The organism is Kribbella speibonae (assembly GCF_004331375.1).
In the GTDB taxonomy this organism is placed as follows: Bacteria; Actinomycetota; Actinomycetes; order Propionibacteriales; family Kribbellaceae; genus Kribbella; species Kribbella sindirgiensis.
The window spans coordinates 193,910-207,630 of record NZ_SJKC01000005.1 but is presented as its reverse complement, the minus strand read 5'-3'; the positions used below and the strand labels follow the sequence as shown (position 1 = coordinate 207,630).

Genomic DNA, 13,721 nt, shown 5'->3' with positions numbered 1-13,721 from the left:
GATGCCCGCGTGGGTTACTTCTTGTCGGGGTCGATTACTTCGCCTTGGATTACGTCGTCGGTGGGGCGGTGGGGGCTGGGGGTGGTGGGGCCGGGGATGAAGGTGGTGAAGCCGGGGGTGGCTAGGTGGGTGGTTACGCGGCGGCCGAAGAAGGCGGTCATGGCGCGGCGGGCGAGGGGGCGGGTGAAGGGGAGGACGAAGAAGAAGCCGAAGATGTCGGTGAGGAAACCGGGGGTGAGCAGGAGCGTCCCGCCGACCAGGACCAAGGCCGCGTCAGCGAGCTCGCGGCCGGGCATCTTCCCGGTCTCGAACGAGCTCTGCAGGGCCCGCCAGGCCCGCCGGCCTTCGCGCTTGATCAGCCACGCGCCGAGTGCGCTCTCCACCAGCAGCAGGCCGACCGTCGGCCAGCCGCCGATCACCTGACCGACCTGGATGATCACGAAGATCTCCGCAATCGGCACTACCAGCAACGCCAGCGCCACGAACCACGGCATGTCCTACCCCTTCCAGCCTGAGACACCAGCGTACGGAACGAGTGGGAACAACAAACCCTGAGTGAACCCTGACTCAGACCGGGACCTTCTCGCGGCTCGGCGTCGCGGCCGGTGGGTTCTGCGGATCCTCGTCCACCCGCTTCCGGCGCCGCGCGACCACCGCCAGCACCAGACCGAGCAGTCCGAGGCCGGTGAGGATCCACTCCGGCCAGCCGCCGAGGGTCATCGCCAGCGTCTGGCCGTTCTGCACGGGAACGGTCGCGACGTACACGTCCGGCACGAACTGCGCCGACTTGTGCTCGACCGAGCCGTCCGGGCGAATGACGCCGGAGATCCCGCTCGTCGACGCGATCAGCACGGTGCGCCCGGTCTCGATCGCGCGCATCCGGGTGATCGCGAACTGCTGCTCCGGCTGACCCGTCCCGCCGTACGTCGCGTTGTTGGTCTGCACGATCAGCACCTGCGCGCCGCCCTTGACCACGTCGTGGATGACGTTGTCGTAGGCGAGCTCGAAGCAGATGACGTCGCCGTACGTGACGCCACGGATCGGCATCACGCCCGGACCCACGCCCGGTACGGTCTGCGCGCCGATCATCTCCAGCCGCTTGATGTAGGGCAGCAGCTGGTCGCGGAACGGGATGTACTCACCGAACGGCACCGGGTGCCGCTTCGCGTACCGCTGGCCCGGCCCGGTGGCGGGATCCCAGACGATGCCGGTGGTCTGGCGCTCGTTCTCCCCCGGCCCTTCGGTGACAGCGCCGACCAGGATCGGTACGCCGACCGCCTTCACCGCGGTCTCGATGTCGGCGCGGGTCTCCGCGTCCTTGTACGGGTCGATGTCGGTCGAGTTCTCCGGCCAGATCACCAGGTCCGGTTTCATCTCGGTCCCGGCCTCGACCCGCTTCTGCAGGTCGAGCGTCGCCTGGAGATGGTTTCGCGTCACGGTCCGCGCCCGGCCCAGGAACTCCAGGCCCTTGCCCGGCACGTTGCCCTGCACCATCGCGGCGCGCACGGTCTGCCCGTCGCCCTCGATCGACAGCTGGATCAGCGCACTCCCGAAAACGATCGCCAGCCCCGCGACGAGCGCCACGGCCCGCAGGCGCAGCGCGGTCCCCCGGCGCAGTACGGCGTACAGCAGGACGCCGACGAACGCGACGACGAAGCTCAGGCCCGGGATGCCGACGTACGCCGCCAGCTTGCCCAAGGACTCGTCCGAGAACGCCCACGCGAGCCGGCCCCACGGGAATCCGCCGAACGGCACCGACGCGGTCGCGAACTCGGTCGCCACCCACAGGCACGGAATCCACAACGCCCACAGCCGAAGCTTCAGGACCTGGGTCGCGAACAACCCGAAGACCGCGTAGAACAGCCCTTCGAGGATCGCCAGTGCGATCGCGGCGTCGCCCCCGATCACGCTCAGCCAGGGCACCAGGACGGCGTAGTAGGCGATCCCGAACCCGGCGCCGACCAGGAAGCCGGCCTTCATCGAGATCCCGTTTAGGGCGGCGAGGAACAGCGGCACGGCGACGATCGTCAGCCAGGGATGATCATGTGGTTCGAACGCGAACCCGAGCAGCGCACCGGCGGCCGCGGCCACCACCACCCGGGGCATGATCCGCCCCAGAGCCTTCAACCGGTCCACGCGGTTACCCCTCTGCCTCACGCACCGACGGACGCCGGTCGAACGACCGTACAACGTCCCGGACACGCAAATGTATCCGGCCGGTAGCCATTCGGCACCGATCGCGCAAAGTGAAGGAGTGTCAACAGTCCGTGGCCCGGCCAGAGGAAAGAGGCTCGGCGTGCCTTCGGACCAACCGTCGATGCGCTGGCTGCGCACTGTCCGGCTGTTGTCTACTGGCCGCCGAGCCTCTTCCACCTCTGCCCCGCGGGGGGCTAACCTCCGGTGATCTCAGCCCCCGTCGACTCAAGCCTGGCTTTGACCTGGTCAGCGTCGCGGGATCATCCGGCGGCCGAACTTCATGTGACCGTTGAACAAACGGGATATGACGACTCCCAAAACGATGCTCGCTGGCGACGACGGTGTCAACCTCTCCCCCGGCTCTTTGAGCCCGTTGTAACACTATCGCCTGCCCTACAAGGGAAAACGAGGATCCTTCAGCCGAGTCACGTTACAGAGCGATATCGGCACTCCACGTGATCGTTACCCAGGGCAACCAATCGTCACCCAACCGGTACGACGACGGTTCCCTTGGCCCGGGTGATCTCCAGCGGTTCGGCAAGCACCTCGGCCGCCGACTCCGATTGGTCCGGACGTCCGCGGCACACGACGTACGCGCTGAAGTCGAGGTCGCGGCTGCGGTTGCCGACCCGGCTGATCGTTGCCGTCACCTCGACGACGTCGCCGGCCCGCAGCGGCTGCAGGAACTGCACGTCGGAGTACGACGCGAACAGGCCCTCGTCACCGTCCGCCTGGATGCAGACCTCGGTCGCGACGTCGCCGAACAGCGCGAGCACGTAGGCGCCGTCGACCAGATTGCCGGCGTAGTGGGCGTGGCTGTAAGGAACATACCGACGATGCGTGACGGTCAGACCGATAGTTGCCTTCGACACCTTTTATGCGCTCTTTCTGTAGGCATGGCGCCGGGTCACCAGCGCGTCGACGAGATAGCTGGCCACTTCACCCGGTGTGGTCCCGCGGCCGAACACCCGGTCGACGCCGAGCTCGCCGGCCATCTGCTCGGTGAAACGGGGGCCGCCGGCAACGAGTACGGGCCGGGCGTCCTCGGCGTACGCCTCCCGGAACGCCGCGGACATCTCCTTGGTGTTGAGCACGTGCGCCTCGCGCTGCGTCACCACCTGCGACACCAGGATCGCGTCAGCCTTGTCGGCCTTGGCCCGCCGGACCAGCTCCGGTACGGCGACCTGCGCGCCGAGGTTCACGACCTTCACTTCGCGGTAGTACTCCAGGCCCTTCTCGCCCGCGAAACCCTTGATGTTCAGGATCGCGTCGATACCGACCGTGTGCGCGTCGGTGCCGATGCAGGCGCCGACCACGGTCAGCCGGCGGCGCAGCCCCTTGCGGATCGCGAGGTTGACCTCCTTCGGCGACAGCAGCGGGTAGTCGCGCTCGACCACCTCGACCTTCGACGTGTCGACCAGGTGGTTCACCGGCCCGTAGACGACGAAGAACGTGAAATCGTCACCGATCGGCTTCGAGTGCACGACCAGGGCCGGGTCCATGCCCATCTTGTTGGCCAGCTGCACCGCCGCGCCCTCGGCGCGCTTGTCGTGCGGGACCGGCAACGTGAACGACAGCTGCACCATGCCGTCGCCCGTGGTGTCGCCGTACGGCCGGATGATGCTCATCCCACGCCCTCCTCGAGCAGCTCGATCGCCGGGTTGTAGTACGCCGGTGACTTGCGGGCGACCCCATCCAGGCCGCGACCGGCGTCCTGCGGGCGTTTCATCAGCCCGAAGGTGCCGTCGCCGATCGCGTTCAGCAGGCCGTCGTCGACGATCCGGTCGAGCAGTTCCACCGACTCGCCGAGGACCTGGCGGGCGCGGGACGCGATGAACCCGTTCGGCTCCGGCCGGAAGTCCTCGTGAAGGTTGCCCGCGGCACCCAAGACGTAGCGGACGTTCTGCAGCGCCAGGTCGCGGTCCGAGATCCACGGCGTCACGACGGCCTCGGTCATCATGCCGACCAGCAGGATGCCCTGCCCGGTCATCGCGCCGACCAGGTTGAAGAACCCGTCCAGCAGGTACCCGCGGAACACGTCACCGGTCATGTGCCGGGTCGGCGGCATCCACTTCAGCGGCGCGTTCGGGAACAGCTGCCGCGCCAGCATCGCGTGCGCCAGCTCGAGCCGGAACGAGTCCGGGATGTCCGGGTTGATCTCGAACGCGTGCCCGAGGCCGAGCTGCCAGTCCTCGAGCCCGGCCTCCTTGGCGAAGTACTCGTTCAGCAGCTGCGAGACCGTCACGGTGTGCGCGGCCTCGACCGCGTCGGCGGTGGTCAGGTAGTTGTCCTCGCCGGTGTTGATGATGATCCCGGCGCGGGCGTGGATCTGGCGGCTGAAGCGCTGGTCGACGAAGGTCCGGATCGGGTTGATGTCGCGGAAGAGGATCCCGTACATCGAGTCGTTCAGCATCATGTCGAGCCGCTCGAGCCCGGCCAGCGTCGCGATCTCCGGCATGCACAGCCCGGACGCGTAGTTGGTCAGCCTGACGTACCGCCCCAGTTCGCGAGAGGACTCGTCCAGCGCGGCCCGCATCAGCCGGAAGTTCTCCTGCGTCGCGTACGTCCCGGCGAACCCTTCGCGGGTCGCGCCTTCCGGTACGTAGTCCAGCAGCGACTGCCCCGTCGACCGGATCACCGCGATGATGTCGGCGCCTTCCCGCGCGGCGGCCTGCGCCTGCGGGATGTCCTCGTAGATGTCGCCGGTGGCAACGATCAGGTAGATCCACGGCCGCTGTTCCGGGTCGCCGTGCCGCTTGACCAGCCGGTCCCGCTCCCGTCGCCGCCCGTCGATCCGCTTCATCCCGGCGGTCGCCGCCTTGCGTGCGGCCGACCGTGCCCGGACGGCGTCGCGGCCTTCGGGCATCCGGAACGTGACGGAGCCCGACGCGGCCTTCTGCGCCAGCACGGCCAGGTCCTCGGCCTCGCCGCGGAGCAGCGCGTCCCACACGGGCAGCGCGAGACCGTGCTCGAGGCCGACATCCGCGCGCACCGTGTCCGCGAGCCGGTTCACCCACGGGATGCCCTCGGTGTCGGCACCGGTCAGCCCGGCGAGCCGCAGTACAGCTCGCTCGACCGACACCGTGGTGTGCTGCCGGGCCAGGTTGACGATCGGCTTGCCGGCCTTGCGCGCGAGGCTGCGCGCCTTCCGGACGGTGACTGGATCGAGGTCCAGCTTCTTGCTCATTGCGACCATCCCTCGGCTTCATAGACCACACGACCACCGACGGCAGTTCGCAGGCAGGTAGGTGTTCCCTGGCTCAGGTCCGGCAGCACCGGTACGCCGGCTCGCGGGTCCGTCGACCACGCGGCGACGCGGGTGTCCGGCGTCTGCACCACGAGATCGGCGTCGGAGTGCCAGATCGCGTACGTCGCGGCCGTGCTGGGCGCGAGCACTCCGGCATCGTCGATCCCGGCGGCCCGCCAACCGCCCCGTGTATGCGCCTGGAACGCGGCCCGGACGGTGATCCGCTCCGACTGCTCGTGGTGGAACGCGGCCGCCCGCACGGCCTCCCAGCCGCCCAGCTCAGTCACCGGCGCATCCGAGCCGAACGCCAGTACGACGCCCGCGCGGGCGAGCGAACCGAACGGGTTCATCCCCCGCCAGCGGTCGCCGACGCGTTCGGCGTACATGCCGTCCGGACCGCCCCACAGGGCGTCGAACATCGGCTGCACACTCGCCACCACACCGCAGCGCGCGAGGGTCGCGATTGTTGCCTCGTCCACCATTTCGACGTGCTCGAGCCGGTGCCGCGCCGCGACGAGCGCCTGGACGCCGACCTTCTCGGCGGCGAGCTCGAAACCGCGCGCGATGTTGTCGAGCGCCTGGTCGCCGATGCAGTGGAAGCCGGCCTGCACGTTCCGCTCGGTGCAGGCGATCACGTGCTCGGCGATCTGCTCCGCCGTCAGGTACGCGTGACCACGGTGGCCGGCGCGGTCGGCGTACGGCTCCCGCAGTGCGGCCGTGCGCGAGCCGAGGGCACCGTCCGCGTTCAGATCACCGGCGAGACCGGCGAGCCCGTAGGTACCGAGGTGTTCGAAGGCGCCCGGCTCACCCCAGTACAGCGTCGCGGACAGCCCGAGCTCCTCCGCAATCTCCCGAACGATCGGCAGCTCCCAGAGCGGCCCGATGTGCGGCGCGGCCATCTCGTGGAACGCGCCGATCCCCTTCGCGGCCATCGCCTGCAGTGCGGCGCGGATCTCCTGCCGCCGCTGCTCCGGACCGACCAGCTCACTCAGCGCGTCGCGGACCAGATGATTCGCGTGCCGCTCGACCCGCCCGCTCTCGTCGAACCCCTCGCCGCGCGCGACCTCGAACAGCGCGGACGACACCACGCCGGAGTGACCGTCCACCCGAGACAAGTACACCCGCCGCCCGCCGGCGGCTCGGTCCAGCTCCTCGGCCAGCGGTGGGCGACCCTCGGGCCACTTGGTCTCGTCCCACCCGGCGCTGTCGATCACCGCGTCCTCGGGCAGATCAGCCGCGTACGCCGCCAGCTTGTCGAGTGCATCGGTGAGGGACGTCGTACCAGCCAGGTCGAGACCGGTCAGCACCGCGCCGGCACCGGCGACATGGACATGGGCGTCGACGAAGGCGGGCGTGACGAGCTTGCCGTCGAGGTCGATCACCTCGTCCGCGCCGTCGGCGTACGAACTCGCGCCGGTGTCGTCACCCAGCCACGTCACCACCCCGTCGTCGAACGCGATCGCGGTCGCGTGGGGGTCGGCAGGCGAGTAGACGGAACCGTTCGTCAGAAGTGTGCGCACGGACTAATCCTCCGCCAGCCTGCTCTCGAACAGACCACGGACACCCGGCTCGGCCCGCAACAGCTCCATCGCATAGTCGACGTGCCCGGGCACGTACCCGTTGCCGACGAGCATCGTGACGTCCGCGGCCAGCCCCTCCGCACCGAGCGCTGCCGCGGAGAACGACGTCGCCATCGAGAAAAAGATCACGGTGCCGCCGGCCGCCGTCGACAGCACGGCGCCGTGCTCACATCCGGGTACGTCGACGCACACCACGGTGATGTCCGCGGGTCCCCCGGCGTTCTCGACCGCCGTCGCCAGCGCGACGGGATCGCGCGCGTCGGCGAGCGTGACGACGTCGGCCAGCGCCGCACTCTCGAGTCGTTCTTTCTCTTGCTGCACAGGCACGACGCCGATCGTCCGGGCCGCGCCGGCGGTGCGGGCCGCGGCCAAGGACAACGAGCCCGACTTACCTGCGCCGCCAATTACTGACACGACAGGCTTTATGCCTTTGTCGACATACGATCGCACTACTCGCGCGGTCAGCGCGGGGGCGCCGCAGACGTCCATGACGGACAGCGACAGCTCCGGCTTCAGGTCGTCGGGCAGCTTCGCCACGATCGACCGCGCGAACAGGATCGCGTGCCCCTGCGCAGGAACCTGCTCGCCCTTCCCGTCCCAGTCCCGCAGCCCGTCGGTAATCTGCAGCGGGGTCAGCGTGAGACTCACCAGGGTCGCCACCCGATCGCCGGGTTTCACGCCGAGCGGCGAGTCCGGGCCGGCCTCGTCGACCACACCGACGAGCATCCCGCCGGAGCCGGTGACCGGGTTCTGCATCTTGCCGCGCGTCTCGATGATGTCCAGGACCGCGCGGCGGATCGCCGTACCGTCACCGCCGTGCGCCTCGGCGAGCTGGCGGTACGAGGCGGCGTCCAGGTTCAGCCGCTCGACCGCGATGCGGACCTCGTCGGGCCAGATCCCGGGACTGGCGTCGAGTTTCTCCGCCGCCTGCGGCAACACGCCGGACGGCGCGAGTACACGGTGCAGTCCTACGGGGCTCGACGACACGGGTCCTCCTCGGTGTGGTCAGGTCTGTGCGGTCAGGCAAAATACTACTCATACAGTGCTCTGGCGAGAATTCTTACGGCGTACTGTTGGCTCTGAAGGAAGTTCTATCGCTATCCTCACATCAGACCGCAACACTCCTGAAGCCCCGCGGAGGGACCTGTGACCGACCTGATCACCCCGGAGCTGGCTCGTTCGGAGCCTGGCGACGGCCAGCCGTACGCGTACCGGCGGGCCGAGCTGGTCGAGCCGGACTGGACCCGGCTGCCCGGCTGGAAGGACGTCACGGCCGAGGAATGGCGTTCGGTGCAGTGGCAGCGGTCGCACTGCGTGAAGAACGTGAAGCAGTTGCGTGACGTGATGGGCGACCTGCTCGAGGACCGGTTCTACGACGACCTGACCCGGGACCAGGCCGAGCGCGCGACGATGTCGATGCTGCTGCCGCCGCAGATGCTGAACACGATCGTTCCGAACGGTGCGGCCGACTACACCGAGGCGTTCTACGCGGACCCGGTCCGCCGGTACATGCTCCCGGTGTTCAGCGACCGCCGTACCGACTGGCCGTCGCACCCGCACGCCACCCGGGACTCCCTGCACGAGCACGAGATGTGGGCCACGGAGGGGTTGACCCACCGATACCCGACCAAGGTCCTTGCGGAGGTGCTGCCGACGTGCCCGCAGTACTGCGGCCACTGCACCCGCATGGACCTGGTCGGGAACTCGACCCCTGTCATCGACAAGCTCAAGTTCGTCGCGAAACCGCAGACCCGGCTCGACGACATGCTCGACTACCTGCGCCGTACGCCGGGAGTCCGGGACGTCGTCGTCTCCGGCGGCGACGTGGCGAACATGCCCTGGCCGCGGCTCGAGGCGTTCCTCACCAGCCTGCTGGAGATCGAGAACATCCGCGACATCCGGCTCGCGACCAAGGCCCTGATGGGGATGCCGCAGCACTGGCTGTCGTCCGACGTCCTGTCCGGTGTCGAGCGCGTCGCCGGGATCGCGCGGCAGCGCGGCGTGATGATCGCGATGCACACCCACGTGAACGCGGCGCAGTCCGTGACGCCGTTGGTCGCCGAGGCGTCCAAGGCGATGCTCGAGGCCGGTCTGCGCGACGTCCGCAACCAGGGCGTGCTGATGCGCGGCGTGAACGACTCGATCCCGCAGCTGCTCGACCTCTGCTTCGCGTTGCTCGACGGCGCGAACATCACGCCGTACTACTTCTACATGTGCGACATGATCCCGTTCTCGGAGCACTGGCGGGTGTCCGTGAAGGACGCCCAGCACCTGCAGCACGGCATCCTCGGGTACCTCCCCGGCTTCGCGACCCCGCGCATCGTGTGCGACGTCCCGTACGTCGGGAAGCGGTGGGTGCACCAGCTGTCCGAGTACGACGAGGTCCGCGGCATCTCGTACTGGAAGAAGAACTACCGCACCGGCATCGAACAGCAGGACCCCGAGGCACTGAACCGGACGTACGAGTACTACGACCCGATCGACACCCTCCCGCGCGACGGCCAGGACTGGTGGACCCAGCACGCCGGCAACCACCTGGCCGAAGCCGAAGCCCGCGCCGCCGCCTCCCGCACCGCCGCCGAGGCCCAGAAACTCCTCGACCTCAACTAACCCCCAAACAGCCTTCGGTGCCACCTATGCAGGGGATGGCACCGAAGGCCTGCAACTTCGCTGGGCGCAGCGCGTCTTGGGCGTCACCACGGAGCCCGTCGCTAAACTGACGGCGACGAGGAGGTGTCGCGTGGCCGCTGTGGCTCGGCCGAAGATCGAGAGCACGAAGCCCAGCGAGCTGGTGGCTTGGGCTCATGCTGGGAAACTGCGCATCCCGCCGTTCCAGCGGTCCTACAGGTGGGAGAGGTCCGACGTCACCCAACTGTTCGACAGCATCATGCGCGGCTACCCGATCGGAAACCTTCTGGTCTGGCAGCGAGCTGCTCCGGCCGGAAAGATATCAATCGGTCACCTCGAGATCGCCGCCGACAGCCAGACCGACGCGTACTGGGTCGTGGACGGTCAGCAACGCGTCACGAGTCTGGTGGGCGCGCTCACTGCGGACGAGACGACCGTCGATCCTCGGTTCCGCATCTACTGCGACCTACGGACCGGCGAATTCGTCTCGCAGTCCCGCCACCGTGCCCCCGCGCCTTATTGGATGCCTGTCGGTCTTGCCCTCGACACCGCCGGTGCGAACGCCTGGATCCGCGACCGGCCAGAACTAACCCCCATGCAGATCGCGCTCGCCGATCAGATGGTCGCTGCCATCCGCGACTATACGATCCCGGTGTACGTCGTCGTGGGCGGCGACGAACAAGCACTGCGCGACATTTTCGATCGTATGAACACCTACGGAAAGGCATTGAAGAGCGCTGAGGTGTTCAACGCCCTGCACTCCATTTCTACCGGCCAGCAACCCAGTGACCTTCGCACGCTGGCCGAGCGGGTCAACGCGTTCGGCTTCGGAGAATTCTCCGAACAAGTGCTCCTGCAGAGCATGCTGGCCATCCGTCACCCCAAGGTCGACCGAGATTTCCGCAAGGAGTTCGCCAGCGACGACGAACGTGGCGAAGCGATGCGCGCCACGGAGGTAGCACTAGGGCATGTCGTGGACTACCTCCGGGATGTCGCTGACATTCCGCACCTGCGGCTGTTGCCATATGCGTTGTACATACCCGTGCTGACACGGTTCGCCGCACTCTTCGGTGCGCCAGAAGGCCGTCCGGCCGAGCTCCTCCGCCGCTGGATCTGGCGAGGCGCGGTGCTCGGTGTGGCGCCGCAGGGAAACACTGTCGGGGTGCGTCTGGGAGCTCGCGCGGTCGACCGCGACCCGCTTGGCAGTGCGGAGCGCCTTCTGAAACTCCTCCCACCTGCGCCTGCCGGCCGCTGGCGACCCGATCTCGATCAGGTCAAGCTCAACACCGCCCAAGGAAAGCTGAACATGCTCGGGCTCTTTTCTCTCCGGCCGTGCTGGCTGAACGGAGAACACGCCGGGCGGGCGCTCAGCCCGCACGATGTGTTCGACTCTGCCGACTTCTTACAGCCGATCTTCTCGGGTCTGTCGTCAGCGGGTCCGCATGGCGTGGCCAACCGCATCATCCATCCCAAGGTCTTCACGGGCGGCGTGCGACGAGCGCTTGTCGCCGGCAAGGTGGCAGGATCTCTCCTGGCAAGTCACGCGATCGACCCCGACGGGGTCATTCTGTTGATCGAAGGCAACGAAGACGGCTTCTTCGAGCGTCGGACCACGCTCCTGCGTGGCGTGATCGGCGAACACGTCCAGAATCGCGCCCTGTTCGGTTTCCGGGACGGCCCAGAACTCGCCTCCCTCTTCGACGAGGATGCCGATGAGTCCGCGTAGCGTCACGGCAGGCGTGTTCCTGGCCGATCGGCGAGTCGGCACACTGGGTTACAGCGACGGAAACACGTGGTTCGATTACGAGGACCTTGCCCTCGACCATCCGGTCTTCGGACAGGCATTCGAGGGCGATCCGACTCGGCGCCGGACCGCGAGCGGCTCAGTTCCCGAGTGGTTCGCCAACCTGCTGCCAGAGCCAGGCAGCGGGCTACGCAGCCTGATCGGACAGGAACTTGGCAGGACCAACCCGCACGACTTCCACCTACTCAGCTTCCTAGGTCAGGACCTCCCCGGCGCGGTTCGCGTTGTGCCCGACTCAGACCTCGGCGACATCCCGGAACTCGCCGACAAGACTCCGGGCGACGTAAGCCAACCAGTCCGCTTTTCGCTCGCAGGGGTCCAGGCCAAGTTCTCGATGCGGTGGGAAGGCAAGGGCCTGGTCCTGCCGATGAGCGGCCAGGGCGGCGACTGGATCGTCAAGTTGCCAGATCGCCGCTTTCCCGCAGTTCCGATCAACGAGTACGCGATGCTGACCTGGGGGAAACTCTGCGGGATCGACGTTCCCGACATCGCACTGCTCAGCGGAGCAGAGTTGCACGGCCTCCCAGACGGTTTGATCGGTTCTGACGAACTCGCGTTCGCAGTCCGGCGGTTTGACCGGTCTGCAGCAGGCCGGATACACCAGGAGGACTTCGCTCAGGTCAGAGAGACCGCACCTGACCTCAAGTACGAGCGAGCGAGTTATAGCGGCATCGCTCGCATCCTCACCCAGCTGTGCCCTGAGGATCTCGACGAATACGTACGCCGCCTCGCCGCCATGGTGGTGATGGGCAACCTCGACGCGCACCTCAAGAACTGGACGCTCCGATATCCCGATGGTCGCCAAGCGAGGCTCTCCCCCGCCTACGACCTGGTCTCGGTTGCCGCGTACCCCGAGCCCGAGTTCCGAAAGGACGAGCTCGCCTTCCGGCTGAATGGTGGACGGATCGCGCGGAACATCACGTCGAAGAGCTTCCGCGAACTCGCCGAGCACGCCGAAGTAGACACTGGAAGTGTGCTCGAGACTGTCGCCGGCACTGTCACCGCACTGGTCGGTCACTGGCCCGACGTCAAAGATAGCCACGCCTTGCCGGAATTCCTCGTCGAACACATGGACGAGCGCCTGCGGAACCTCGCATTGGTCAAGGAGTTCGGCTAGCGCGCACCAATGACCAACTGGGCCTCAGCGGTCACGAACTGCAACTTCCTGCAACTTCCCCAGCGTCACCCGTTGGATGCGCTCAGCAACCGTTAGCATTTCCAGATCGTCCGGTGTGAACCGATCTGGGGAGTGCATGTGCGGGTTGTCGGTTGCGCTATCGGCGCCGTCCTCATCCTCCTGACCGGCTGCTCGGCCGTTCCGAAGCCCGACACCGTGACCTCGCTGACCCGCCCGGCGATCAGTGACGAGGGTGCAGCGGCGGCGATCAAGCGCTATGACGAGGTCAGTAATGCCGCCGCCAAGCGCCGCGACGAGAAGCTCATCGCGACTGTTGAGACCGGGGACGTGCTCCGCCTCAGCCAGGCTGGCTATCGCATCGGCAGGGTGCTGGACAAAGCAGGCAAAGAGATTCCCGACCCGACCACACATGTGAAGCCGAGCGTCGGCGTGCCGTCATACGGCGGCTATCCGATGCGATTCGTGGCCGCGGCCAGAATGTCGGCGTACAAGGACTACCAGGTGCTCGACCTCTGGGAGCGGAAGTCCGCGGGTGATCCCTGGCTCGTCGCCCATCAGGTCAGCCCGGAGATGAAGGTCAAGCTCCCGCCCCTCAAAGGCTTGCGTCCGCTCACCGCTACGGACAACGCGAAGCTAGCGGTCTCACCAGAGGCCGCTGGACGGGCACTGGCCGGATACTTCAACGCCGGCAGCAAGTCGTCGCAGGCTGCGCTCTTCGCTCCGTCCGCGGACATCACCGACACCCTCCAGGAGCTCGCATCGGCGAAGGCGAGCCTCGCCAAGGATCCGAAGTCGTATCGCGCGGTCATCGACACCTTCACCCTGAGCGGTACTCCGGCCGCGTTCCTGACGACCTCGGGCGAGGCACTCGTCTTCCTGTCCCTGACGGAGGAGTTCCAGGTCCAGATCGGCCCCGACCTCTCGATCTACTGGGGACAGGGCAGCCGCGCGTCCGCATTCAGCCCACACACCAAGGAGTACAGCACCGCCCTGACCAGCACGATCCTCCATCAGGTGGCCCTGGCCGTTCCGCCGAAGGGCGCCAAGATTCGTGTCCTGGCCGCCGCCGACGACGTCGTTCAGGCCGGCGGCTTCTGAGCGCGGTGACCTGGGGCCCGGGGTGTTCGG

11 protein-coding genes are annotated in these 13,721 nt (G+C 67.5%); 4 read left to right on the top strand and 7 right to left on the bottom strand.

The window, feature by feature from the left end; genetic code table 11:
- Positions 1-14 precede the first annotated feature (14 nt).
- From E0H92_RS32190 to kdd, 7 genes are all read right to left on the bottom strand, one after another.
- The gene (locus E0H92_RS32190) at positions 15-494 is read right to left on the bottom strand and encodes an FxsA family protein (protein ID WP_131498899.1); all 480 of its coding nucleotides are present in this window, start codon (positions 492-494) and stop codon (positions 15-17) included.
- A gap of 73 nt (positions 495-567) precedes the next feature.
- Positions 568-2,136, bottom strand: a complete 1,569-nt coding sequence (gene lnt, locus E0H92_RS32185; protein WP_131498898.1) for an apolipoprotein N-acyltransferase — start codon at positions 2,134-2,136, stop codon at positions 568-570.
- A gap of 542 nt (positions 2,137-2,678) precedes the next feature.
- Positions 2,679-3,068 (bottom strand): 3-aminobutyryl-CoA ammonia lyase, encoded by a 390-nt coding sequence (kal, locus tag E0H92_RS32180; RefSeq protein WP_131498897.1) that lies wholly within the window; start codon positions 3,066-3,068, stop codon positions 2,679-2,681.
- 3 nt (positions 3,069-3,071) lie between these two features.
- On the bottom strand, positions 3,072-3,824 hold the full coding sequence (gene kamE, locus E0H92_RS32175; RefSeq protein WP_131461485.1) for a lysine 5,6-aminomutase subunit beta: 753 nt from the start codon (positions 3,822-3,824) through the stop codon (positions 3,072-3,074).
- Positions 3,821-5,383: a lysine 5,6-aminomutase subunit alpha gene (gene kamD / locus E0H92_RS32170; RefSeq protein ID WP_131498896.1), complete on the bottom strand. Its 1,563-nt coding sequence runs from the start codon at positions 5,381-5,383 to the stop codon at positions 3,821-3,823. The genes kamE and kamD overlap by 4 nt, the downstream gene beginning before the upstream one ends.
- Positions 5,380-6,963 (bottom strand): amidohydrolase, encoded by a 1,584-nt coding sequence (locus E0H92_RS32165; RefSeq protein WP_131498895.1) that lies wholly within the window; start codon positions 6,961-6,963, stop codon positions 5,380-5,382. The genes kamD and E0H92_RS32165 overlap by 4 nt, the downstream gene beginning before the upstream one ends.
- A gap of 3 nt (positions 6,964-6,966) precedes the next feature.
- Entirely contained in the window at positions 6,967-8,010 is a 1,044-nt protein-coding gene (kdd, locus tag E0H92_RS32160; RefSeq protein ID WP_131498894.1) for an L-erythro-3,5-diaminohexanoate dehydrogenase, read from the bottom strand.
- A gap of 159 nt (positions 8,011-8,169) precedes the next feature.
- Here kdd and E0H92_RS32155 point away from each other — a divergent pair, with 159 nt between their 5' ends.
- The 4 genes from E0H92_RS32155 to E0H92_RS32140 all read left to right on the top strand — a co-directional run bounded on the left by E0H92_RS32155 (position 8,170) and on the right by E0H92_RS32140 (position 13,691).
- On the top strand, positions 8,170-9,633 hold the full coding sequence (locus E0H92_RS32155; protein WP_131498893.1) for a KamA family radical SAM protein: 1,464 nt from the start codon (positions 8,170-8,172) through the stop codon (positions 9,631-9,633).
- 130 nt (positions 9,634-9,763) lie between these two features.
- Positions 9,764-11,377, top strand: a complete 1,614-nt coding sequence (locus E0H92_RS32150) for a DUF262 domain-containing protein (RefSeq protein ID WP_131498892.1) — start codon at positions 9,764-9,766, stop codon at positions 11,375-11,377.
- On the top strand, positions 11,364-12,572 hold the full coding sequence (locus E0H92_RS32145; protein WP_202873938.1) for a type II toxin-antitoxin system HipA family toxin: 1,209 nt from the start codon (positions 11,364-11,366) through the stop codon (positions 12,570-12,572). The genes E0H92_RS32150 and E0H92_RS32145 overlap by 14 nt, the downstream gene beginning before the upstream one ends.
- 138 nt (positions 12,573-12,710) lie before the next feature.
- A complete protein-coding gene (locus E0H92_RS32140) occupies positions 12,711-13,691 on the top strand; it encodes a DUF8094 domain-containing protein (protein WP_131498891.1) in 981 nt (326 codons plus the stop codon).
- Positions 13,692-13,721 lie beyond the last annotated feature (30 nt).

Bases quoted from the DNA above. Each gene is read 5' to 3' on its own strand.
- E0H92_RS32145 (WP_202873938.1), top strand. From the start codon at position 11,364: ATGAGTCCGCGTAGCGTCACGGCAGGCGTGTTCCTGGCCGATCGGCGA.
- E0H92_RS32190 (WP_131498899.1), bottom strand. From the start codon at position 494: ATGCCGTGGTTCGTGGCGCTGGCGTTGCTGGTAGTGCCGATTGCGGAG.
- kamE (WP_131461485.1), bottom strand. From the start codon at position 3,824: ATGAGCATCATCCGGCCGTACGGCGACACCACGGGCGACGGCATGGTG.
- kamD (WP_131498896.1), bottom strand. From the start codon at position 5,383: ATGAGCAAGAAGCTGGACCTCGATCCAGTCACCGTCCGGAAGGCGCGC.